20 protein-coding genes and 3 pseudogenes are annotated in these 22940 nt (G+C 58.1%); 15 read left to right on the top strand and 8 right to left on the bottom strand.

Translation table 11 applies throughout. The features are described 5' to 3' along the window. Positions 1-25: 25 nt before the first annotated feature. Positions 26-529: a hypothetical protein gene (locus tag ACLFLU_RS35135; RefSeq protein ID WP_426409256.1), complete on the bottom strand. Its 504-nt coding sequence runs from the start codon at positions 527-529 to the stop codon at positions 26-28. 765 nt (positions 530-1294) lie between these two features. Between ACLFLU_RS35135 and ACLFLU_RS35130 the strand changes: the two genes are divergently transcribed. Further along, entirely contained in the window at positions 1295-1522 is a 228-nt protein-coding gene (locus ACLFLU_RS35130; protein WP_234683488.1) for a hypothetical protein, read from the top strand. A 78-nt stretch (positions 1523-1600) separates the two neighbouring features. On the opposite strand, the gene ACLFLU_RS35125 is transcribed toward ACLFLU_RS35130, so the two are convergent. Then, complete coding sequence (locus ACLFLU_RS35125) at positions 1601-1783, bottom strand: hypothetical protein (RefSeq protein ID WP_426409255.1); 183 nt, start codon at positions 1781-1783, stop codon at positions 1601-1603. Between the two features lie 283 nt (positions 1784-2066). Here ACLFLU_RS35125 and ACLFLU_RS35120 point away from each other — a divergent pair, with 283 nt between their 5' ends. Continuing rightward, entirely contained in the window at positions 2067-2246 is a 180-nt protein-coding gene (locus tag ACLFLU_RS35120) for a hypothetical protein (protein WP_426409254.1), read from the top strand. Positions 2247-2277: 31 nt separating this feature from the next. After that, positions 2278-2659 (top strand): annotated as a pseudogene (locus ACLFLU_RS35115) (IS66 family transposase); the annotation flags it as partial. A 941-nt stretch (positions 2660-3600) separates the two neighbouring features. On the opposite strand, the gene ACLFLU_RS35110 reads toward ACLFLU_RS35115, so the two are convergent. The 3 genes from ACLFLU_RS35110 to ACLFLU_RS35100 form a co-directional block, all read right to left on the bottom strand. Continuing rightward, positions 3601-3801 carry a hypothetical protein gene (locus ACLFLU_RS35110; RefSeq protein WP_426409253.1) on the bottom strand — a complete coding sequence of 67 codons (201 nt, stop codon included), beginning with the start codon at positions 3799-3801 and terminating at the stop codon, positions 3601-3603. A gap of 117 nt (positions 3802-3918) precedes the next feature. Further along, positions 3919-4377, bottom strand: coding sequence for a 2'-5' RNA ligase family protein (locus ACLFLU_RS35105; RefSeq protein ID WP_426414135.1), 459 nt, complete (start codon positions 4375-4377; stop codon positions 3919-3921). A gap of 50 nt (positions 4378-4427) precedes the next feature. Further along, complete coding sequence (locus ACLFLU_RS35100) at positions 4428-4583, bottom strand: hypothetical protein (RefSeq protein WP_426409252.1); 156 nt, start codon at positions 4581-4583, stop codon at positions 4428-4430. A 238-nt stretch (positions 4584-4821) separates the two neighbouring features. Here ACLFLU_RS35100 and ACLFLU_RS35095 point away from each other — a divergent pair, with 238 nt between their 5' ends. The 3 genes from ACLFLU_RS35095 to ACLFLU_RS35085 all read left to right on the top strand — a co-directional run bounded on the left by ACLFLU_RS35095 (position 4822) and on the right by ACLFLU_RS35085 (position 8658). Continuing rightward, a complete protein-coding gene (locus ACLFLU_RS35095) occupies positions 4822-7194 on the top strand; it encodes a PAS domain S-box protein (RefSeq protein ID WP_426409251.1) in 2373 nt (790 codons plus the stop codon). A 98-nt stretch (positions 7195-7292) separates the two neighbouring features. Next, entirely contained in the window at positions 7293-7526 is a 234-nt protein-coding gene (locus ACLFLU_RS35090) for a hypothetical protein (RefSeq protein WP_426409250.1), read from the top strand. 91 nt (positions 7527-7617) lie between these two features. Beyond that, positions 7618-8658 carry a GSU2403 family nucleotidyltransferase fold protein gene (locus ACLFLU_RS35085; protein WP_426409249.1) on the top strand — a complete coding sequence of 347 codons (1041 nt, stop codon included), beginning with the start codon at positions 7618-7620 and terminating at the stop codon, positions 8656-8658. A gap of 21 nt (positions 8659-8679) precedes the next feature. Here the strand turns inward: ACLFLU_RS35085 and ACLFLU_RS35080 are convergent, their stop codons facing one another. From ACLFLU_RS35080 to ACLFLU_RS35070, 3 genes are all read right to left on the bottom strand, one after another. Continuing rightward, entirely contained in the window at positions 8680-8940 is a 261-nt protein-coding gene (locus ACLFLU_RS35080) for a hypothetical protein (protein ID WP_426409248.1), read from the bottom strand. 382 nt (positions 8941-9322) lie between these two features. Continuing rightward, positions 9323-9625: a hypothetical protein gene (locus tag ACLFLU_RS35075; RefSeq protein ID WP_426409247.1), complete on the bottom strand. Its 303-nt coding sequence runs from the start codon at positions 9623-9625 to the stop codon at positions 9323-9325. 285 nt (positions 9626-9910) lie between these two features. Beyond that, positions 9911-10657 (bottom strand): AraC family transcriptional regulator, encoded by a 747-nt coding sequence (locus tag ACLFLU_RS35070; protein ID WP_426409246.1) that lies wholly within the window; start codon positions 10655-10657, stop codon positions 9911-9913. A gap of 214 nt (positions 10658-10871) precedes the next feature. Here ACLFLU_RS35070 and ACLFLU_RS35065 point away from each other — a divergent pair. The 9 genes and pseudogenes from ACLFLU_RS35065 to ACLFLU_RS35025 all read left to right on the top strand — a co-directional run bounded on the left by ACLFLU_RS35065 (position 10872) and on the right by ACLFLU_RS35025 (position 22682). Continuing rightward, positions 10872-12096: pseudogene (locus tag ACLFLU_RS35065) on the top strand (MFS transporter). Positions 12097-12115: 19 nt separating this feature from the next. Beyond that, a complete protein-coding gene (locus tag ACLFLU_RS35060; RefSeq protein ID WP_426409245.1) occupies positions 12116-12976 on the top strand; it encodes a glycine reductase in 861 nt (286 codons plus the stop codon). A gap of 8 nt (positions 12977-12984) precedes the next feature. Continuing rightward, the gene (locus ACLFLU_RS35055; protein ID WP_426409244.1) at positions 12985-14295 is read left to right on the top strand and encodes a tetratricopeptide repeat protein; all 1311 of its coding nucleotides are present in this window, start codon (positions 12985-12987) and stop codon (positions 14293-14295) included. Between the two features lie 110 nt (positions 14296-14405). After that, positions 14406-15248, top strand: a pseudogene (locus ACLFLU_RS35050) (alcohol dehydrogenase catalytic domain-containing protein); the annotation flags it as partial. A 65-nt stretch (positions 15249-15313) separates the two neighbouring features. Beyond that, positions 15314-15466, top strand: coding sequence for a hypothetical protein (locus ACLFLU_RS35045; protein ID WP_426414231.1), 153 nt, complete (start codon positions 15314-15316; stop codon positions 15464-15466). Further along, entirely contained in the window at positions 15453-16130 is a 678-nt protein-coding gene (locus ACLFLU_RS35040) for a cupin domain-containing protein (RefSeq protein ID WP_426409243.1), read from the top strand. The genes ACLFLU_RS35045 and ACLFLU_RS35040 overlap by 14 nt, the downstream gene beginning before the upstream one ends. A gap of 169 nt (positions 16131-16299) precedes the next feature. After that, entirely contained in the window at positions 16300-16875 is a 576-nt protein-coding gene (locus tag ACLFLU_RS35035) for a peroxidase-related enzyme (RefSeq protein ID WP_426409242.1), read from the top strand. A 610-nt stretch (positions 16876-17485) separates the two neighbouring features. Then, entirely contained in the window at positions 17486-18940 is a 1455-nt protein-coding gene (locus ACLFLU_RS35030; protein ID WP_426409241.1) for a hypothetical protein, read from the top strand. Between the two features lies 1 nt (position 18941). Further along, positions 18942-22682 carry a trypsin-like peptidase domain-containing protein gene (locus ACLFLU_RS35025; protein ID WP_426409240.1) on the top strand — a complete coding sequence of 1247 codons (3741 nt, stop codon included), beginning with the start codon at positions 18942-18944 and terminating at the stop codon, positions 22680-22682. The last annotated feature ends 258 nt before the right edge of the window (positions 22683-22940 follow it).

Here is a 22940-nt window from a genome sequence, read left to right as displayed (position 1 = left end):
GGGCAGCCAAGAGTCAGCGTTAAAGCTAGTGGGTAAGTAGAGCAAGCAAAACACGCCGCCATTTCTGACGGGGTGCCTTCAGCGCCGCGGGCTCGTTGGTTACGAAATCTAATGCGATCGGCGCTGAAGGACCCCAAACCCTAATTCCTACCGCCTTTGTGAACTGTTCAAGGCTCGCGAACTTCACTAGCGCGCCCTGCATGATGGCGTGGATCGATCCATCGTCGATTACACGATAAGGTACGCCCCCAAGCACGCCGTCAGGCTCGAACGGTTTTGGAGAGCGGTCCACGGTCACGCGCGAAGAGTGGCCGCCAATTCTCCTTAGAGGGCGCTCGGGCTCTCGGTGGGCCAGCTTGGATAGTAATTCTTCATGCCTCAGGTTTGGCAGCGCGAATACAAAAAGAACCGCGATCAACGGCGACGTAATGACTGCGATTACAAACCACCAAGCGCCGTTTCGACCGCGCGATGATGCCGCGACCGAGACAACGGCCGATAGTATCAGCCATCCTGTTATGATTGACATTTAACGCTCCCCCAGCGCTTCGCATCAGAACCCAACCGGTCGGACCAATCAAGGGCACCTTGCAGCGGTCGGAAGCCTCGCCCTATGGTGGCGATGGGCTGGGGAGGCTCATCATGAAAGGCTGGTTGCAGGTAGCCGGCGTGTCAGTTGCGGCAGTCTTCGCGACGCAATTCGTTACGATTTTTGCCATTCAGCCTATTGGCGCAATACCTGATGGCCGAACAATTATCATCACTCGGCTTACGAACGTAAATTTCATCGGTAGTGCCGACGCAATCTGTGCTCGCAAAATGGGAGGTGTAAACTGCCATGCCCCGTAGCTGTGTTCGGTCAGGTGGGAAAAGAGGCCACCATAATCGCTCGCTTGCCCTATTCGAGTACGCTCTATGAGTTTAGCACCGGCGGGAAGACGTACGGATAGATGATCCTCAAATGGTCCGGACAGAACTCATCTCCTGCCACGACTGCGGCAATGGCGTCTCGTTCGACGCTGTCAGCAGATTAAGACATTGCTGTTTTTCGGAACTCTCACTGGCATGGATTCTTATTTTGGTGCTCGGGTGCCCACCCGAGTTATGGAAGATGGGAATGTGGGAATGACTGGTCCCGGCCTCATCCCCTCCGTTGGGGCCGGGGGCCTCTTTGGACGGAGGAGCCAGGTTTGGGGCTTTTTCGACCCGCAACCGTTCGTTGACCCATGCCGACGGCCGGGGCTTGCGCCGGGAGCACCCCTAGGTAGGCTCTGGCAGGGTTTGAGGAGAACCTATGGCCAGGAAGCCTATTTCCGGAACTGATTTGAGCTGGATTATTCTTGAAGAGTTGAGACAGGACGGCATGAGCCCAGTTGGCATTGCGATCGTTTCCGGTCGCAAGAGAACTGACTGGCGTGTCGTCGTGGAGGCTAGAAGCAGGCACTACATGCAAGGTGATGGCACGCGGCGGCTGGCGGCGATTGAGAAAAGGCTTCAATCCGTTTACAGCTTGGCGGACTAGGATCGATCTGTCCTAGATAACGACCAGACCGGAACGCCAGTCGTTTTGCGCCTTCATGCTCAGCGCGCAAGCGCGGCCTTACTTGGTGCCGTTCTTCCGCTCCTGCATAGCCATCTCAACCTGATCGGCCAGACTCGTTAGCTGGCTGGCGAGCCGGTCGAATAGCGCGCGCTTAGCCGGATCAGTTGCAAGATCGCGGATCAGGGCGCACTCAGCTGCGTCGGTGCGCAACTTTTCAAGCCGGGCCAACATGTCCTGCATCGTAGTCCCCTCTCTGCAGTTTCAACTAGGAAACCTACGGGCGTCAATTCAACTTAGGAGCGCCCGAACGCGAACCGGGACTACCCTTTAGGTAGTGGGGCCGTACCGGGGAATACTGAGCTAACAGGCGTCTGCGCGATTTGTTCACTAGTGAACAGAACACGCGGTAGACTGGCGAATGAAATAGGGCACGCCGTTTCTCCAACAAAACCAGCGCCGGGCCTCTTATTTGCACGCGTGTTGGTTACCGAATTCCGCCGTACGCGCGTGAGCAAAGAGCCGCATGTCCGAACACATCCGCTGCGACCACTGCAAAGAAGAATTTGCGCCAGAAGTGCTAGTCGTTCTTGCGCCACCGTCCGGTCATGGCGTTGATTTGCGCTCGGTGCATCGAAATCACGCTTCGTCAAGCCATCGCGGAACTGCCGCGTTGATAGCTGATGCCGAATACAAACCGATCTAAGCCGACGGTTCTCCACATCCCCTATCCGGTGCCTGCGATCGGCCCATGCTGCGGCGACAACCGATTGCGCAAGATCGGCGAGGACGTGACCGAGATGCTGGAGCTCATTCCGCGCCAGTGGAAGGTGATCCAGCACGTGCGCGAGAAGTTCGTCTGCCGGGCGCTGCGAAGCGATCACCCAACCGCCGGCCCCCTCGCACCCGATCGCGCGTGGACTTGCCGGTCCCAGGCTCCTTCCCCATGTCTTGTTCGCCAAGTACGGTCTGCACCTGCCTCTCAATCGTCAGAGCGACGTCTATCAGCGCGAAGGCATCGACCTCGATGTGTCGACGCTCGCAGACTGGGTGGGCGCAGCAGCGGCAACCCTGATGCCGCTGGTCGACGCAATCCGGAGCCATGTCTTCGCTGCCGATCCATGCCAAAGGTGTTTGGCTCTGATCTTGATCGCGTCGGCTCGATTTAGAGCAACGCGCCTGTTCCACATTTAACCTTTCGCGGAGACATCAAGCTTAACCAGCGTCTTCGATTGCATCGGACGCGGCGCGCAATAGCTTCCTCGCCACCGGACATTGCCCTTAGTCCGGGTCCCCAGTGGCGAAGCCGCTTCGCCATCATATTCGACGCGGCGGCTTCGTTTAATTGTAGGCTTCGCGCGCGAGTTCAATTTGAAGAGCCAGTCATATCGCGAAACTGTCGATCTCATTGAGATGCGTCGGCAACCTTGCGTTCTCAATACTCGGACGATCTTCGGATCGCGTCGCTATTGAACCACTTCCTCGTCAAGATCGCGTTCCTCTCAGAGCCGAACGATGCTGAGCACGAACAACATCTTCGATCTCAGTTTCTTCAGACGCTGAAGAAGGTCGAAGCGATCACCTCGCGCAAGCCGGCAGCCAAGTGAGCTGTCACTAAGCAAACCAAGTAACGCTAACGATCATAATTCATTGCGCTCGCAGACTGTGGAGCCGAAGCTGGATGCAGTCGCGAAGTCGTCTTTGTTTCGCGTACCGGCGCCTTCGCGGCGAGGGGGCGCCACCCTCTCGGTCGGCGGCCCCGCCCTGTCATGCTGGTAACCTCGGAGGCCGAAGGTGTCTGAATGCGCGGGTGTTGAGCGGCGACGCGTCACACGCAAGACGGTCGACCAGACAGTCATGCTTTCGCTCTCAGGCGGTGCAACAGTCACGCCCTGCGCAATGAGAGACCTTTCAGTTTTCGGTGCCGGAATACTGCCAGAAGATGCGCCGATCCCGTCGACTGACTTCGACCTATCCTTCGACGAATTTCGAACGAGCTTCGCTTGCCGCTTGGTGTGGCGTCGCAATACTTTCGCCGGGGTGGCGTTCCTCTTCTAGCTTCACCCGATGGTCCAGCGATCAGATGACGCGCGGCAAACGGCGAGGACGTTAGCGCGCAGGCCGACGCGCTTGATATCGAGGCAAAACGCCGGCTCGTGGATGAATACGATGGGGCGCAGGCGCGGGGCGAGGTGACAGGTCTGACCGATGGTCATCGCAAGTTGCAGCGGGTCAATAAACGCGACCCGACGATGCGCCATACGCTCCGACGAGCAAGTTTCAGCCGGGTAAGGACAGAGAACATCCTGCCATTTCGAGGTACGCCGCTCGCTGTATCGCGCGCACAAGGCTGTCTTAGTGCATGCTGACGTACTGAGTCAGGGTAAGCCTAGCTGGTCCAGTAACTTGGCCTCAACTCCACCAAACCCGAGTTGGGGTCTTTTATTATCGTCTTCCGCACCGCAGAGGCGGATTAGTATACTCCGGCTGGCCTGTGTCCGGGCGCGGTGGTCACCATGGAGCCGCTGCGCGGCGTCCGGCGTGACCTTGTTCTGGATCGTGACGTGAGGCCGCCATGTCTGGCTGTCCTGGCGGGAGAATTCGCCGCGCATGACGTCCCGCGCTGCCACCTGCAGTTGCGCGAACCTGGTAGACCCGATCCGGACGGCGACCCCGAACCCGAGCAGGAGGAGGCTATGGATGGGCACGGGATCACCCAGGACGGCCAAATCGCTCAGACGGGCCGTCTGCGCCGACGACAGGCGGTGGAATAGCGTGAGGTGGGCCGGTAGAAGATTGCGCTCCCGTGGAAAGTGGTCGCGACGGAGCCCGTCCAGCTAAGCGAAGGTCGCGGCATCCAGCTCGGCGGTCAGGATGAAGATCTCGCTCAGAGGAGAGCGGCCCAGACGTTCGGGCCGAAGACCATGGCCACTGCCAGGGACAGCAGCAGTCCGGCGCAGCAGAAGATCGCGACCGCCTTGATTTCTTCCACGTCCACGTCCGCACCGGTCGCCCGCGCCAGCGCCTTAGCCGCCCATTCCATGTCCGATCTCCTTCACAGGGACGACACTGAACTTAGCGGACTATCGCATCGGGACGTGTGACCTGGCTCTCAAAATGGGATCGACCCGGGCCAGGTAAGCCCGGTATCGGGCCGGAGATAGAGGCCCCGCCGGGGCTCGGATCGGGATCGGCAAGCCGCGTCATATGGAACCTGATCAACAAAGTATTGTTTCACCGTAGACGGTCCCGCTCCCGGCTGGGACCGGGATAGGATTCGCATGAAAACCTCTGATCGGTTCGAAGCCTCGCAGTCTGGCGAGGGGCGGTACCGTCTCCTTGTCGAGGCGATCACCGACTATGCGATCTATATGCTCGATCGCGAGGGCCACGTAACCAGCTGGAATCCGGGTGCCAGGCGCTTCAAAGGCTATGAAGCGGAAGAGATCATCGGTCGTCATTTTTCGACCTTCTATACGGACGCCGAGCGGGAGCAAAAAGTGCCTGCGTTGGCTCTGGAGGAGGCCGAGCGCACCGGCCGTTTCGAACGCGAGGGATGGCGCGTGCGCAAAGACGGCACGCAGTTCTGGGCTCACGTAGTCATCGACGCAATCCGCTCACCTGAGGGGGACCTCGTGGGGTTCGCCAAGATCACCCGCGATTTGACCGAACGAAGAGCGGCCGAGGCGAAATTACGAGAGAGCGAAGAGCAGTTTCGGCTGCTGGTGCAGGGTGTGACCGACTACGCCATCTACATGTTGGATGTTGACGGCAACGTCGCGAGCTGGAACGCCGGCGCGCAGCACATCAAGGGGTACGCCCCGGAAGAGATTATCGGTCGCCATTTTTCCAATTTCTACACGGAAGCGGATCGCGCCGCGGGTCTTCCACGAACAGGCCTGGAGACCGCGGCACGGGAAGGCCGGTGGGAGCACGAAGGTCAAAGGGTTCGAAAGGATGGCACACCATTCTGGGCGCACGTCGTCATCGACGCGATCCGGGACGACGACGGCAAGCTGGTCGGCTTCGCCAAGGTAACGCGCGATATTACTGAGCGGCGTGAAGCCGAAGCCGCGCTCCAGGCGGCGCAAGCGACGATGCTCCGTTCGCAGAAGCTGGAGGCCATCGGGCAACTCACCGGCGGCATCGCTCACGATTTCAACAATCTGCTGCAGGTCATCAGCGGGAATCTGCAACTGCTCAGTAAAGACATCGCGGGCAATGCCCGGGCCGAGACGCGGGTCCAAAGCGCATTGGCTGGCGTCGCCCGCGGATCAAAACTTGCCTCTCAATTGCTTGCCTTCGCGCGACGACAGCCGCTGGAGCCTCGCGTGGTCAACGTCGGCCGTATGATAAAAGGCATGGACGATCTGCTGCGTCGCGCGCTGGGCGGAGAGATCGAAGTGGAAACGGTGGTCGGTGGCGGGCTGTGGAACAGCCTTGTCGACCCGGATCAACTTGAGAATGCCATTCTAAACCTGGCGATCAATGCTCGCGATGCCATGAATGGCGAGGGCCGGTTGACGATCGAAGCCAGCAACGCCTTTCTCGACGACGAGTATGTGCGCCAATACGACGATCTGACTGCCGGACAATATGTGATGATCGCGGCGACCGACACGGGCACCGGCATCCCGCCAGACATTCTGGAACGGGTCTATGAGCCCTTCTTCACCACCAAATCGGAGGACAAAGGGACAGGTTTGGGGCTCGCCATGGTCTACGGTTTTCTCAAACAATCGGGCGGCCACGTCAAAATATACAGCGAGGTCGGCGCTGGAACGACAGTGAAGCTTTACCTTCCGCGAGAGATGGCGGTTGAGGATAGGCTCGTTAGCGCCACCACCGGCGAAATCAAAGGCGGCGAAGAAACCGTGCTCGTCGTCGAGGATGATGACGAAGTACGTGAGGTCGCGGTCTCCATGCTTACCGAGCTTGGTTACCGCGTCGTCAAGGCGAGAGACGCGGCTGCAGCGCTCGCCATCGTCGATAGCGGCATACCGATCGATTTGATCTTCACCGACGTGATGATGCCAGGCACGCTGCGCAGCCCGGAGTTGGCGCGCAAAGCCAAGGAACGGCTTCCCGACGTAGCTGTCCTCTTCACGTCAGGTTACACGCAGAACGCCATCGTGCACGGCGGACGGCTCGATCTCGGAGTAGATCTGTTGGCAAAGCCTTACACGCGGGAGGCGCTTGCCCGAAAGGTCAGGCATGTGCTGGCCAATCACGCTCAACGGCGCGTCGCGGCTCCAAAATCAGCTCCGCCAGCCGACCAAGACGCGGTGAAAGGGGCGACCGTGCTGCTCGTCGAAGACGACGAACTGATCCGCTTGACGACAACAGAGATGCTGAGCGATCTCGGGTGCCATGTCCGAGAAGCCGGCACGGCACATGAGGCTCTGAAGGTTCTGGACGAAGTTGCTGTGACGATCCTTCTCACGGACGTCGGCCTTCCCGGGGTGTCTGGCTTGCAACTGGCAAAGGACGCGCGCGCACGGCGGCCGGATCTTTGTCTTGTTCTGGCGACCGGAGACAGCGGCGTCGGATCTGAGGCGGCACTATTGGGCGCGGTGCTTGTCGTGAAGCCGTATACCCCGGACTCCCTGCGACAAGGATTAGAGAGCGCCTTGAAGGTGAAAAAGTCGGCCTAAGGGCAAGCGCGGCAGGAACGTAGCGGAGCGATGGGGGGTCGCTCTGCTCCATGCCGCGCTGCCCAGGTCATCGTGCGGACCATCCCGAGGCACGGCACATGACTCTCTCGCGCCCGCGTTCGTCATCGCTTTTGCTCGATTTCGCGGCCCTGCTCCGGCATCGGCCCGCCATCGCGGCGGTTGCCGGGGGAGCCGCCTTGCTGGCGGCGACGGCGCTGGTGAACCGGCAACTGGCGCGGAAGGCGGAACGCGAGAATCCGCCTCGGGGTAAGTTTATCGATGTCGACGGTGTTCGGCTCCACTACGTGGAGCTGGACCGGTGGTTCGGGTAGCAAGGCGGATGCGAATAGGGAAAGTTCCTGGTTTCAACAGTTTGGCCTCATATGAGGTGGAACTGTTGAAACCTTTGATTTGGCATGATAAATGTTGTTTCAACAGAACGACCCTAAAACTGATCGAAGTGTTGAAACCATGAATTTTCAAGAGCTTAACAATGATCAGCGCCGCGAGGTGGTCAATAGCCAGCAGCGCTTCCAGGCCTTGCGAGACGCCAAGGAGGCGTATGACGCTCATCGCGGTTCCCTGACCTGGGTAGCGTCAAAAGGCCACGAATACCTCATCCGGAGCTACTACGATAAAGCGGGCCTCCGAAAGCAAAGCTCGCTGGGCCCGCGTTCGGCCGACACCGAAAAGATGAAGGCCGACTTCGAGGCTAAGCGAGCAGCGGCGGAAAACCGACTGAAGAACTTGCGCGAGACCATGGACCGTCAAGCCGCGGTCAATCGCGCCCTCGGCTTGGGTCGCGTGCCTCTGATCGGTGCCCGCATCATGCGCGCTCTCGACGGCTTCGGGATGTTAGGTTCCGGCATTCGGATTCTCGGAGCGAACGCGATCTATGCCTATGAGGCTTCCTCCGGCGTCAGAATCGATCCTGGCTTGACCACGACGGAAGACATCGATCTTCTGTTCGACGCGCGCGGCGGCCTTATGTTTGTGGCGAACGAGGACGTTTCCAAGTCTTCGCTGCTAAAGATACTCCAACGTGTCGATACCAGCTTTGAGCGCACGAAGCAGACGTTCCGCGCCGTAAACCGGGACGGCTATCTCGTCGATCTCATCAAGCCTATGCAGAGCCCTCCCTGGAGGAAGGCGCCGGATAAAATTGGCTCCGACCCCGAAGACCTGACTGCCGTTCAAATCGAAGGGCTCGATTGGCTGCAGAATTCACCAGCTTTCGAGGCAACCGCGATCGACGAGAAGGGCGAACCTGTCCGCATCGTCGCTCCAGACCCGCGGGTCTGGGCCGCACATAAGCTTTGGCTGTCCCGGCGTGCGGACAGGGAGCCGCTTAAGCGACAACGCGATGCAGCGCAGGCGGAAGCTGTCGGGGCTCTGGTCGCGAACTATCTCACTCACCTAGCGTTCGACGCAGAACAGCTAAGGATGCTTCCGAAAGAAGTGTAGACAGCGCGGAGCCGCTTTTCGTTAGGAAAGACACCGCGGCCCGGGCGTAACAGTCAGGCTCAAAAGACCGGGGTCGGCATATCCAGCGCCGATCATCAGCGGCACCATGATGATGATCAGCATGATGCTGCTGCTCATCGGCATGCCGACCATCATTGTGGCGGCATCATCACCGTCATCATCACCCTCAGCACCAGCATCGGCATCGCGATGGACCACCGGCATTGTTGGCAGCCCAGCGGCTGCTGGCGCCGGAGAACGATCAAAATCGATTGCGATCACCGCAAAACCGCTTACGCTACCTACGGCGAAATCTTCGCGGCGTTAATGTTTGGCTCCCGACTTGGCCGCTGATTTCCGATGACCGGGCATCGACTTACAAAATCGAGTCGTTCTTAAAGCCCGGAATCGAGTCGCTCTTAAAGCCCGAGCGAGTCGTTCTTATAGTGGACGTATACATCTTCTTCTTGTTGGTGGGCCCGCCTGGACTCGAACCAGGAACCAGACCGTTATGAGCGGCCGGAGAATGGTTGGATTTGTTGATTTTGCTGCAATTTAGTTTGGGTTCGATCGCGTTCGTTGCGCTTTGGCAAGGCCGTTTCTGGTGCGAAACTGGTGCGGTGTTGAAGACCCGGAATCAAGCCCGAGTTCCCGTATCGCGCAGCTAGCCGGCTTTTGGAATCTGCTCCACGAGAGCGCGAACCGTTTCGAGACACGTTTCTTGCTCTTGCTCCCATCCAGGTTGGATGTCGAGCTCTGCGAGGTCGGCTCTTAGGTAGTCGGCGCGGATGCTGTGGACGCGGCGAAGAAGGTCGTCCTTTTTCGAAGCGACTGCACTCAAGTTTGTGGTGAGGGAGCAGCCGTCGAGCTTCTTGATGACCGTGATTTCGAAGATGTCCCGAGGCTTCAACATGGTCGCCCGATGGTACATCTTCTTGAGCGCGATCTCCGCCAATGGCTCGACCACAATCGTTGGCTTCCAATCTGTTCGAATTGACGTCAGGTCGATCTCTTTCTCAACTGGGTCCAGATCCGTGAGTGCACCGCTCGACGCAGTGGTGGCTGCGATTTCTTTTGAACTAGATCGCGTTCGTTGTGTTTCGATAAGGTTGTTTCTGGTGCGGTATCGTCTTGGCCATCGGGGATGAACAAGGCATGGCCGCACGAGCTTCCGCTATCGGATAAGAAGCGGAAATTCATCTGTTCAGATAGAGCCTTTCCGTCCTGGACTCAAAACGATTCTGGCCAGTCTTCATGCAGTCCCTGTATTACCTGCGTAAGTTAGATTGCGTCTGTACTGCAGGGGACTAATGCTCATTTCCGAGCGAAACATGAATATGAATGCAGACGCTGATGAGTACCCGAGACGCAACGCGATCTCCGTGATCGGGAGCTCACTGCCCAACAATTCGATCGCCTTGAAGAGGCGCAGACGCTGGCGCCAGGTACGCAAGCTCATGCCTACTTCGCGCTCGAATTGCCGGGTCAGGGTTCGCGGGGACATCCCGATCTCTGCTCCCCATTTGTCGCTGTGTCGGGGATTTGCAGGATCGGCATAGAGGGTCTCGCAAAGCGCAAGCAACCGCGGATGGGTTGGCCATGGCAGCGCTCCCGAGATGGGCGGTGCCCGTCGCAACTGCTCGAGGATGAGTGCGATAACACGACCGGCGTAGTGACGATCCTCCTGATTCAGCGATGCAGCCTCGACGATGAGCGCTCGCAGAAGCGGAGATACGTGAATGACGGTGCTTCGGGACGTAATACCGGGACTTGCCTCATTGGCTACCCAAAGGCTTCGGAATTCCGCGCCCATGAGGGATCCAACCGAATGTTTGGTGCCGGTCGGCAGCCAGACGGCTTGTTCTGGGGAAATGACGAGGCTTCTTCCGTCGGCTTTGACTGTGAGCGCGCCTGCAATCGCGTAGACCAGCTGATTCCAACCGTGACTGTGTTCGGCGAAGTAGCTCTTGGCCGGAAGCGATTCAACCCGAACGATCATCGGTTTCGGTGAACCAAGACCCTGAGGGGCCTCGAGCAGCCTCCAGCCAACCTTCCGAGGCGGTTGTCGTTTCATCGACATAAAATGGCATTTTATAGAGGGAAAGACCAGCGCAATATTTCTAGGCTGAGGGAGCGCCTGAAGGCGCATCGATTGCCGTAGCAAACGCAGAAGGGTTCATTCCGGACGGACGACCCGACGCAGAGAACATGAAATGCAAGACGGATTGCAAATAGCCGGATTTGCGCCGGATGCGTCGGCAGCTATTCGCCGAGAGCGCAGCAATGTCGTAAGGCTTGCTGTCGCCCAGGCCCTCGCAGGCGCCAATTCCACGGTCGTCTACGCAACCGGGGCCGTGGTCGGTGACATGCTGGCGCCCACCAAGGCACTTGCGACGCTGCCGGTTTCGGTTTTTGTCGTCGGCATGGCCCTGTGCACACTGCCGGCGGGCGCTGTCGCCGAGCGGTATGGCCGGCGCATGACATTCCTGCTCGGTGCAGGCAGCGGCGTCCTCGCGGGCTTGATTGCGCTCCTCGCGGTACTCCACTCGTCGTTCTGGCTATTCTGCGCGGGGACCTTCTTCGGTGGCGTCTATGCGGCAGTGGTGCTCTCCTTTCGCTTTGCTGCCGCCGATTGTGTAGCGGCGGAACGACGTCCGCGCGCTCTCTCTGCCGTGATGGCTGGCGGCGTGTTCGCCGGTGTGATCGGTCCACAGCTCGTGACACACACCATGAACCTGTGGGCCTTACCTTTTTGCTGTGACGTTTGTCGGCCAGGCGGCAGTTGCCGCTCTCTCCGCAGTCATTCTGGCGGGCGTTGAGCTTCCTCCGCTAACTGCAGCTCATCTAAGCGCCGGAAGGCCGCTCGCTATCATCGCCCGGCAGCCGCGTTTCATCCTGGCAGTGATCTGTGGGGTCGTATCCTATCTCCTCATGAACTTCCTCATGACGGCAGCCCCTCTGGCGATGAAGTTCTGCGGACTGTCCCAGGAGTCGGCCAACCTTGGGCTGCAGTGGCATGTCATCGCGATGTATGCTCCGAGCTTTTGGACGGGACGCTTGATCACGCGCTTCGGTGCATCCGCTATCGTTGCGGTCGGGCTGGCGCTCATCGCGGCCTCTTCGTCCATTGGTCTACTCGGCATCGACGTCGCGCATTTCTGGGTGACTCTGAGCTTGCTCGGGATCGGTTGGAATTTCGGATTCATCGGCGCTTCGGCGATGGTTCTGGAGTGCCATCGTCCCGAGGAAAGGGCGCGAGTCCAATCGCTCAATGACTTCGTAGTTTTTGGCACGATGACGGTCGGATCATTCCTCTCGGGCGGACTGCTGTCGTCCTTCGGCTGGTCGACCGTCCTGATGCTGTCGTTCGCACCGTTGCTCGCCGCGCTGTTGGCACTCATTGGCTTTTCATATCGGCCCGCCGCACGACCAAATTAGCGTCTTGAGGAGAAACCACATGACCGTAGCGGAAACCCCCGTTCAATATATGGAGCAAACGCGCCACTATTACCGTGCCCTCGGTTACGACAACGATTATGTCTGGGCGAGCTTCGATGATGTCCCTTTCACCAAACCTGCCAAATCGTCATCGGACCTGCGTATCGCACTTATCACCACGGCTAGTCCCCCTGATTTTGACGGCGCGAAGCGGGTGTGGTCAGGTTTGGTTTCGCCGCCGCCTAAGAGGCTGTTTACCGACAACGTTGCATGGGACAAGGAGTCGACCCACACCAATGACCCGGGCAGCTTCTTGCCGATAGAAGCAGCTTTCGGATTAGTCGGCGAAGGCGCCCTCGTCGGATTGACCCGGCACTTTCACGGTGTGCCGACAGAATACAGCCAACGGAAAACGAACACCGAGGATGCACCTGAAATCCTGGCGCGCGTTCGAAAAGATGGGCCGGATGCCGCAATCCTTTGTCCCCTTTGCCCTGTGTGTCACCAGACCGTAAGCTTGGTAGCCCGGCATCTCGAAGCGAACGGCATTCCGACCGTCATCGTCGGCTCGGCGCTGGACGTTGTGGAGCACTGCGGCGTTCCACGATTCTACTTCACGGATTTTCCATTGGGTAATCCGTGCGGGCATCCCTGGCGGCCCGATATGCAGCGCGAAATCCTACGCCAGGCGCTCACTCTTTTTGATACGGCGAAGACGCCCCGAACAACCGTTAAAGCGCCGTTTGGGTGGAACGAAGAAGGAGCCGTCTGGCGGGCCCGATACGGAAGAGTGGATCCGGAGGATCGAGAGCGGCTGCTCAAACTGGGCGATGAGCGTCGCTTGCGGCAGGCAAAGGCCAAACAGGCTGCTGAGGAGTAGTCATCATAATGACTGAAAACTCGGTGAGAAATCGTATGCGCGTTCTTGAAGACCGATACGGCAACAAGCTGAGCACATGCTCCGGCACCGCCCGCGACGCTTATGTGAGCGGCGTCGACAAGCTGCTCTCGGCCGGAACGGGGATTGACCGGGCATTCCGCGACGCGATCGCCGCGGACGAAGGTTTTGCTCTGGCGTACATCGCACTTGCGCGAACCTTGCAAGTGCTTGGCCGGGTTGGCGAAGCAAAAGCGCCGCTCGAGCGTGCGTTGGCGCTCGCGCCAGCTACGACGGCTCGCGAGCAAAGTCATATTGCGATCTTTGCCACGATCCTGAGCGGTCAGGGCGCTGAAGCAGTTTCAATGATCGCCGAGCACATCAAGGATTGGCCGCGCGACGCCATGGCGCTGGCGCCGGCCACCGGTGTGTTTGGTTTGATCGGCTTCTCGGGCAAGTCCGGGCGCGAGGTCGAGCAACTGGCACTGCTGGAGCCACTTGCCAAGCACTATGGCGATGATTGGTGGTTTCGAACAGTGCTCGCGTTTGCCGAAATCGAGCTGCATAGGCTCGATACTGGCTTCAAGAATATCGAGGCCGCACTTCGCGGTTTTCCCCGCAACGCGCACGCTGCGCATATCAAGGCCCATCTGTTCTATGAGAAGGGGCAGCGCGAAGAAGGGCTCGCCTATCTCGACCAATGGAATGCCGCCTATCCACGCGGGGGACAATTGCATTGCCATATAAGCTGGCATCTTGCCCTCTGGGCCCTGGAGACCGGCAGGCGGGACCAGGCATGGAAAATATATCGCGAAGCGCTGCATCCGGGCGGTTCGTGGGGCCCGCAGATCAATGTCCTTACGGACTGCGCTTCGTTCCTTGCACGGGCCGAGATGGTAGGTGAGCCGCGATCTCCGGAATTGTGGAGAGAGATCAGCCAGTATGCGGCGAAGTGGTTTCCCAACTCGGGGATCATCTTTGCCGATATGCACAGTGCGCTTGCCTTTGCGATGGCTGATGATGCGGAGGCTCTGGCGAGGATCATCGAGACCCCAAAGGGACCCGCTGCTGATATTCTGGTACCCATTGCGCGCGGCTTCGACGGTCTAGCGAGAGGCGACTGGACACGGGTCGTCGACGAACTAAAACCCGTTTTGCAGACCCATGAAAGGGTCGGGGGCAGCCGCGCCCAGCGCGACCTCCTGGAATATTCCGTGACCTGCGGGCTGCTGCGCAGTGGTCGCGCCGACGAAGCGCGGCGCCTGATCGCGTCGCGACGACCGCAGAACGCGGCAAGCGGCGTTCCACTCGTCGGAATCTAGAACGGATCACTGCAGCTTTCCCGTAGTAACTCTCGCCGCAAGCCGTTCCGCATTGGCGGTGAAGTCGCCCGCGCCACTAATCGGGCCTCGCCCAGAGAAAATATCTAGCGATGCCCATCGGAGGCAACACCATGAAACGCTACCATCGCGTCGCGCAGGTCTCGAAGCCAGGCACGCTCGAAATCGCGGAACGTGAGACGCCGTCGCCAGGCGCGGGAGAGGTGCTGATCTCGGTCGAAGCCTGCGGGATCTGCGGCGCGGACGCCGCCGACATCGACCGCGCCGATCCCGCGATGCGACCGCCGCGCGTTCCCGGTCACGAAGTGGTGGGGCGCATCGCGTCCCTCGGTGCCGAAACGCCGTCGATCTGGAAGGTCGGTCAAAGGGTTGGAGTTGGAAGGCTCGGGGGCCATTGCAATGAATGCGTCCAGTGCCGGCGGGGTGAATTTCAGCTCTGTCTCAACCAGCCGGTCGTTGGATCGTCGTGCGATGGCGGCTACGCCGAGATGATGATCGCCCGCGCGACCGGGCTCGTCTCGGTGCCCGATGAACTGAGTTCCGAAGAGGCCGCGCCGCTTCTTTGCGCGGGCATCGCGACGTTCGACGCGCTCAAGAAGTCGGGTGCGGAAGCCGGCGACACAGCGGTCGTTCAGGGGATCGGCGGGTTGGGACATCTCGCGCTTCAATACGCAAGAAAGATGGGTTTCAGGGTCGTGGCCGCCGGACGCGGCGCCGATATCGCAGATGACGCGCTCCGTTTGGGAGCGCATGTCTACATAGATACGAATAAGGAAGATGCGGTCGCCCGTTTGCAGCGCTTGGGCGGTGCGAGGGCGATTGTCACTACGGTCGGCCATGCTCAGGCGGTTGCGGCGCTCATGGACGCTCTCGCTCCGCAGGGAAAATTGGTGCTGTTGGGCGCGGGAAAGGACCCTCTGCCCGTATCGGTGGGACATCTCGTCCGCGGCGAGCGCGGCTTGTTGGGTTCGATGACAGGCACGCCCTTCCAGAATGAAAGATGCTGGATTTCAGCGTGCTCGCGGGCGTACTTCCGTGCATCGAGACCATCCCGCTGGAGAGAGCCGCGGAGCCGGTCGCACGGATGCGGTCGGGGCAGGCCAAGTTCGGAATGGTGTTGAACATGACGGAGAAGAGCCATGCGCATCAATGACGACCTGACCCTTCCCGTGATCGTTCACGCCGCGCAACTCCCATGGGCATCAAGCCCGGCGGCCGGCGTCGACCGGCGCATGCTGTTTCGTATCGGCGACGAGGTCGCGCGCGCCACGTCGATCGTGCGATACGCCCCGCGTAGCGCGTTCCCCCGCCATACGCACGGTGGCGGCGAGGAGATCGTCGTTCTCGACGGGGTTTTTCAGGATGAGCACGGCGATTATCCGGCGGGCAGCTATTTCCGCAATCCTCCCGGCACCTCGCACGTTCCCGCATCGAAGGATGGTTGCACGATCTTCGTCCGCCTTTGGCAATTCCGGGCGGACGATCGCGCGCAGATCGTGCGGCGGCCCGGAGAAGGTCGTACGCTCGAGCCGAGATCGGGCGCCGCGCGCGCAATCGAATTGTTCGACGACGAATCGGAAAACGTACGTTTCGAGAGCTGGCTGCCCGGCAGTCCCGTCACCGTCGAGAACGTCCGGGGGCTCGAAATGCTCGTACTCGCGGGAAACCTGTCGGTCGGCGATCAGACGCTGATCTCGCAAAGCTGGATCCGCTTGCCGGCCGGACAAGCGCTGCGCGCTGTCTCCGGTGCGGAAGGTGCGAAAATCTGGCTGAAGGACGCTCCCCTGCTTCATCCAGACGTCGGGCGACTGCCATGAACTCGATAGCGAAAGTGGATCACGAGGCATTCAATAAGGACGGCAGCTTCTGCGCGCAAACCGAATACCAGTATCGAGGCGTCGGATTAACTCAAGAAGCTCGGCGGAGCGGTGCGGCGCCGCGTGATCGTACCAATTTCCAACGAGTAGCAACCCAGGATCCAAAGTCATGACCCAAACACTTGCAGTCAGTCGCTTCCCTGTCCCAGATCTCGCCGACATGCCCGACGACATCCGGAACCGCATCCTGGCCGTTCAGGAGAAGTCGGGCTTCATTCCGAATGTCTTTCTCGTACTCGCGCACCGACCGGAAGAGTTCCGCGCATTCTTCGCCTACCACGACGCGCTGATGGACAAACCCGGCAACCTGACCAAAGCCGAGCGCGAGATGATCGTGGTTGCGACCAGCAACCTCAACCAGTGCCAGTACTGCGTGGTCGCACATGGCGCGATCCTGCGGATACGTGCTAAGGACCCGCTTATCGCGGATCAGGTAGCGGTCAACTACCGCAAGGCCGACGTCACCGATCGTCAGAAGACGATGCTGGACTTCGCTGTTCGGGTCTCGATCGAGGCCCAAAAGGTGTCCGAGAGCGACTTCGCTACGCTAAGGTCGCACGGGTTCACCGAGGAGGACATCTGGGACATCGCCGCGATCTCAGCCTTCTTCGGTCTGTCGAACCGGCTTGCCAACGTGACAAGCATGCGTCCGAACTTCGAGTTCTATTCCATGGGCCGCTCCTGAGATGAAGTTCAGATGTTTTTGGATTGGAGACACTATCTCCGCACCGGCCGTCGGTAGGTCAGCACTGATGTCGGCTAGTCCGAAGATAATCATGCCATCAGCTATTTTCCATTTCTGCGATAGCGCATCCGAATCTACGATCGTTACGGAGAGACCGTAGCGGGATCGCATGTAGAGCGGTAGGTCGAGGACCTCAGAACTGAAGCGATGAGGAATGGACCGATGCGTTTCTGGTGCGGTGACCGACGGCCGACGAAATCAAGACCTAATAAGTGATTCTCTTGAGATCTCTGGTGGGCCCGGCAGGACTCGAACCTGCAACCAGACCGTTATGAGCGGCCGGCTACCCGCCAACCTTGTTGATTTTGTTGCGCTTTCGTCGATTTTGACTGCGTTCGTGGCGTCGTGTTCGCCATGTTTCTGGTGCGAAACTGGTGCGGCGCGCGGTTCGAAAATACTGAAGCCATACGCCCTCTGGCGAATGCCGACCAAAGCCTTGGCAGGTCTTGGCGACGCTGCGGCAGACATTTGCTACCATTGCGTGTTAGAAGCATCGCAGACTTAGTTGGATATTTGCGAGCGAGCATGCTGTTCTGTTGGAGTTTTAGACGTGCGTGAAACATACGTCATCTCGGATCTACATTTGGGTGGGCGATCAGCAGGCGCTGCGGGGGCGACCGACCCGGGTTTCGCGATTTGTACGCAAGGAGCGACCATAGCGCGTTTTATTCGAGATTTGGCGAATGGGTCATCCGCCGACGGATCGATCGAACTTGTGATCAATGGAGACTTTTTGGACTTTCTTACCGAGCCAAGCGCTGACTCCAATAGCTGGACATCTTTGCACTCTGTCGAATCTGCAGCTTTGGCTTTCCGGCGCGTCTGTGAACGAGAGCACTTGGTGTTTTCGGCGCTAGAGCACTTTCTATGCCGCGGCAATCGTCTAGTGATGACATTGGGAAACCACGACCTAGAACTGACGTACCCAGTCATCAGACAGCTGCTGCGGGAACGGTTGAACGTGGTGAATGGCACGGATTTTGAGTTTATATTCGACGGGGAAGCTTACACTGTCGGCGACGCCGTTATCGAGCATGGCAACCGATATGATCGATATAATCAGGTGGACCACGATGCCTTCCGGCGTTTCAGGTCACAACTGTCTCGCGGATTGGATGGTTCCAATCTGATGCCGTCCGCACCGGTGGGAAGCTGCCTGGTTTCGGAGGTGATCAACCCGTTGAAGGAAAAATATCGCTTCATTGATCTGTTGAAGCCAGAGAATGAGGGAATGCTTCCGTTGCTGCTCACATTAGAGCCCGCAGCACGGACAACCATTACCCGCGCGATCAAAGTCCTTTTGCGAGGCGCCACCCATGGTTTGCGCGATAGCGTCACGCCACTTCGGGCAGGTGAAATCGGCTCAACTGGCGGTTCGTCGCAGGTGTATCAAGGAGATCTTGTGAGCGCGCCAAGCAGAGCGCCCGAACCGGTAGGAATTTTGACGGATGAGCTTCGCAGGACGATGTCGACCGCCGATAGCCAAGTCTTCATGGACGCGCTATTTGGGCCGGTAGACCGAGAGCTAGGTGAAATCGGATCTCGTGAGCAACTGCAGAGTTTGTTGCAGCTTCTGGCGTATCCATCTTCCGATTTCAAAGCGCGGCTTGGTCTATTGATGAAGGCAGTTCGGGTGCTACAAACCGATACGTCTTTCGAGCTAACAATTGATGCTGACAAACCCTACCTCAGCGCTGCTCGCACCTTGATAAGGAATGGCGGCTTTAAGTTTGTCATCTTCGGCCACACCCATCTGGCAAAAAAGATTGAACTGGAAACCGGGGCTTATCTAAATTCGGGTACTTGGGCCAATTTGATGCGGTTTCCGAAAAGTATTTTCGACGTTGACGCAAATATCGCGAACGATGCGCTTCGAGAATTTGTTATGGACGTGGGACGTAATGACGTTGAGAAGTACTTTTACTTCAGGCCCACATATGTCCGCTTGATATCTTCCGCAGACCGAAGAGTGGTTTCCGCGGACCTGATGGAGTACGAGGGCTGATTTGAGCACGTTCAGGGATGCGATAGCTCGCGTTGAAGTGACGTTGCCAGATGGCGGCGTTATTCGAGGCACAGCATTCCTTGTTACCGCAGAGTTGGTGGTGACTGCATTCCATGTTGTTTGCGATCGCAATAATCCCGCGCCAACGGCCGAGCTTCGCGGTGCGGTAAGATTGGTATTTCCCTCCGGTGAGACCGATGCGACCATTGAGCCCGGGTGCTACGATGATCTCGCGGATTGGGCGGTTCTACGTTGCTCAAAGCCGCGCGAACTCAAGCCTCTGCTGCTCGGGCACTTGGAGTACGCGGAAGAAGACTCTGCGACGATCGCATGGCGGAGCCATGGGTTTCCAGACATCAAGCCCGACGGTATGGATGTGGTTGGCACCGTTACGGCGTCATCTGTTCCGCTCCAACGGTCGATGGTAATCCAGCTATTTTGTCAGGAAGCATCTGCCGGAAAGGGAGCGCCGCTTCCAGGCCTCTCGGGAGCCCCAGTCATTATAGACGGTGTAGTCGTCGGTCTCCTTCGGTTCGCACTAATGGAGGATGATCGTCGGACCAAGGGGGGAACTGTCTTTGCGGTTCCGATCGCCGATGTTGTCAATGGGAGCGGTGGAAAGATTCCCGATCCTGACTTGTGTTGGGGTCTTCCATCCCCCGCAACGGTGGATCTTCCACCAGAACCCTATGTCGGCCTGGAGTATTTTGGCAGCGCGCATGCGCACGCATTTTTCGGTCGATGCGCCGTCATGCGCAAGTTCTTCCGCTTACTGACGACGCAACCAGCAAAGCCAGTCATTCTCCTTTACGGTCAATCTGGGGTCGGTAAATCATCGCTCCTCGCGGCGGGAATTTTACCGAGGTTGGAGCTAAGTCATGCCGTTCGATATGCCCGTGCCACGACGGCGCAATCATTGGCCAGCCTTTTAGTGACTTGCGTTGCCGGCGACGGAGCGAACCAGGATGATCTTGTCGAGTCTTGGCTCGAAATTGAGAACTCATCCAAGAGACCATTAGTCGTGATCGTCGACCAGTTGGAAGAGGTCCTAATCGGACAGGAGAAAGAAAATTATCTCGAATTCAGACAATTCGTTCAGAGCATCAAGTCCGTCTTCGAAGATGCACCTCGAAAACCTCAAGGCAACATCATCCTCAGTTTCCGCAAGGAATGGCTGCCCGAAGTTGAGCAAGGCCTTCGCCGTGCGGGGCTGGTCGCTCCTGGAATCTTTGTCTCCTCATTGACAAGAGCCGAGATTGTCGAGGCCGTAGTAGGCGTAGCCAAGACGAAGCGTTCGCGCGAGAAATGGGGTCTGTCGATCGAAACGGGCCTCGCTGAACGGATTGCTGACAGACTCCTCGAAGACGTGGATGCGCCCATTGCGCCGACCCTTCAAGTTCTACTTACAAAAATGTGGGTAGAAGCGAGGCGACTCTCATACTCAGCTCCCACGTTTACGTCTCAACTTTATGGAAACATCGCAAAGGAGGGATTTGGCCTCTACGATTACTTGAAACAGCGATTGGAACGAGCTCGAAGCGACGCGCCAGAAGCCTGGAACTCAGGCCTTACCCTCGACATCCTTAGTGCGCACACAACCTCACTTGGTACGTCGAAATTCCTCACGCCATCAGAACTCAACGAGCAGTACAGCCACGCTGGGGCAGCGTCAGTGGCCGCAGCACGAACCCTGAAACTGCACACACTCCTGGTTGATTCTGGGGGCGAAGCTCAGACACATGCCCGAGGTGGCACACGTCTAGTCCACGATACCCTTGCGCCGTTAGCAATCCGGGAGCTCGATCGAAGTCGCCTGCCTGGCCAACGAGCTCGCCGTTTGCTGGAGAGCCGAGCCAAGGACTGGAGCGACGGCGGAGAGGGCGCAACCTTAGGATCGCAAGATCTCAAATTGGTGAGAAGGGGCAGGTTCGGTATGCGCGCCCTGACTCCCGACGAGGGACGCCTGGTGTCCGCAAGTGAAAGCGGTCACAAAGCGCGACTCTTCAAAATTGGCTTTGCCTCATTTGCAATGGTAGCCCTGCTTTCAGCTTACTATCTCCTGGTGTCTGCTGGGTCACGAGATATCCGTGAACTCGTCGAATTGGATACCAGGTGTCAGGTTACGGAGGAGCAAAGCACCTCAAAGACATTCAACTGTACTCCGCGCGTAGAGCTTGCAACCGGCCATGGCACGGAAAAGGGCTGGCGGGCGTTCTTGTTTCTAAAGGCTAAGGGCGGCGCGGCGGTCAGGTACGAGACAACCTGCGGTCAAATTCAATCTACTGAAACTGACTTAACCAAACTGGATGTAACTGATTGTATTCTCAACGCCGGACGCCTCGCGAACGTTGGCGTTTCCCTAATTGCGCTCTCAGGAGGTTGGCGTGATCACGATGCTCGCGCCGAACTCTCTATCAATGTCAAAGCAGATTTTTCTCAGGCTTATTCATTGCTCGGTGATCGCGCTTATCGGCTTGCGTCAATTTGGTTCAGCGCACTCGCAGATGCCCAGGACCTGAACCAAACGGAACGGGCGCGGGCGATATACTACAGTGCTTGGGTCCCGTATCTTCAAATGGTTGACTGCACGATGTGGCATCGTTTGACTGGTACTGCGTGCAATCTTGTCGAACTGTCAGCGCAATCACGAAACTATTCCGAAGTAGAGCTCCGAAGAATCTTGAATTCAATTCGTCCGGCAACGCCAGAAGCTCGGCGGCTTTCGGCCCAAGGTTCGATTTTAACTTGTATGACCGCATTACGGTTTTCAGCAAGAAGCGCCGCGGAACTTGCAGAAAACTGCTTTGCTCAATTCGTTAGAGAGTCCGGTTGCGATGACCATAGTCAGTCCGCGCGATTCCATCTAGCAGTAATCGCCTTCTGGATGGGCGACAGCGATAAGTCGAGTCGCTATTTGCGAGATCTGTTCGATCGTATGGGTGGGCCTTCGACCGATTGCAAGGATGTCGAGGCGCCTTCTGCAAATGCTTGGAGAGTGGTTACACTTCCAGAGATAGGAATGTGTCGAGAAAAACCGATTCGCGACATGATGTTTTTGGGTTGTGCGCTTGCGCGCCGCTATCCGAACAAGGTTGAAGACACGACGATCGCGAAAACTTGCGCGTCGGCAGAAGATACGCGCGGTGGTTATGACGATGAGATAGTTTCGATGATGATAAGGAACCTGAAGCGAAAGGTCCGGGGTGAGACTTGGGCGGGAGGATGCCAGCTTGCGTCTTTTAGATTGTATCCTCCAGGTGAAAAGAATCCTGGAATAGCTGCCGGAATGTTGGGCGGGGAAACACAACGATATCAGCGTATCGTCCTTCGTATGTTGCCTACAGGTGGATTGGCTACGACAGAGGAGGTGCTGTCGTATCTGAAGCAACCGGACGCACAGCTCAAAGGTGGTGTTTCCTATCATTATCTTGTGGGTCCCGACGGCCTCGTTGCTGAGATCGAACGGCTGGGAATCCCTTCAACTGCCGGTTCGGAATGTACTGGCCGCGAGATCGGTATCCTCATCTCATCATCCGCTTCTGCTCATAATCCTAATTACCGAATCGTGGCGGCGGTCCAAGAAGTAGTCGACGAGTTAAAGGATCGATTCGGCATTAAAGATGATGCGGTGTTCTTGACGAGTACCGGCGATACCACGCCGAGTGCGTCCGCAGATTTTGAAGTGCTCACGAGCAATTGGAAAAATCTACCGGCGTTAGGAGACGGTTCCTGTACGAAATAATCTGCGATTTTTGGGGCACGTGAGAAAACCGCTCATTGGCCGCTAAGATGCGGAAGCCTATCGGCGGGCAAGGAGAATGCGAGCGAAGATAGATGAGCCGCGGCTGGCCTTGATCGACGATTCTCGTGCCTCACAAGTCGAGGTTCGGCAATGCAACGAGCTACTTGTTGTTGCGCGTCATGAAGGCTGCCAGCATTGGTCAATGCCCACTGTATGGTAGCACTGGTCATTTGGTGACCGGTACCGGGCTCCCTTGAG

Origin of the sequence: Bradyrhizobium ganzhouense (assembly GCF_049949285.1) — a bacterium.
In the GTDB taxonomy this organism is placed as follows: Bacteria; Pseudomonadota; Alphaproteobacteria; order Rhizobiales; family Xanthobacteraceae; genus Bradyrhizobium; species Bradyrhizobium ganzhouense.
The sequence above is the reverse complement of the archived record's forward strand: the minus strand, read 5'-3'. Positions and strand labels throughout refer to the sequence as shown.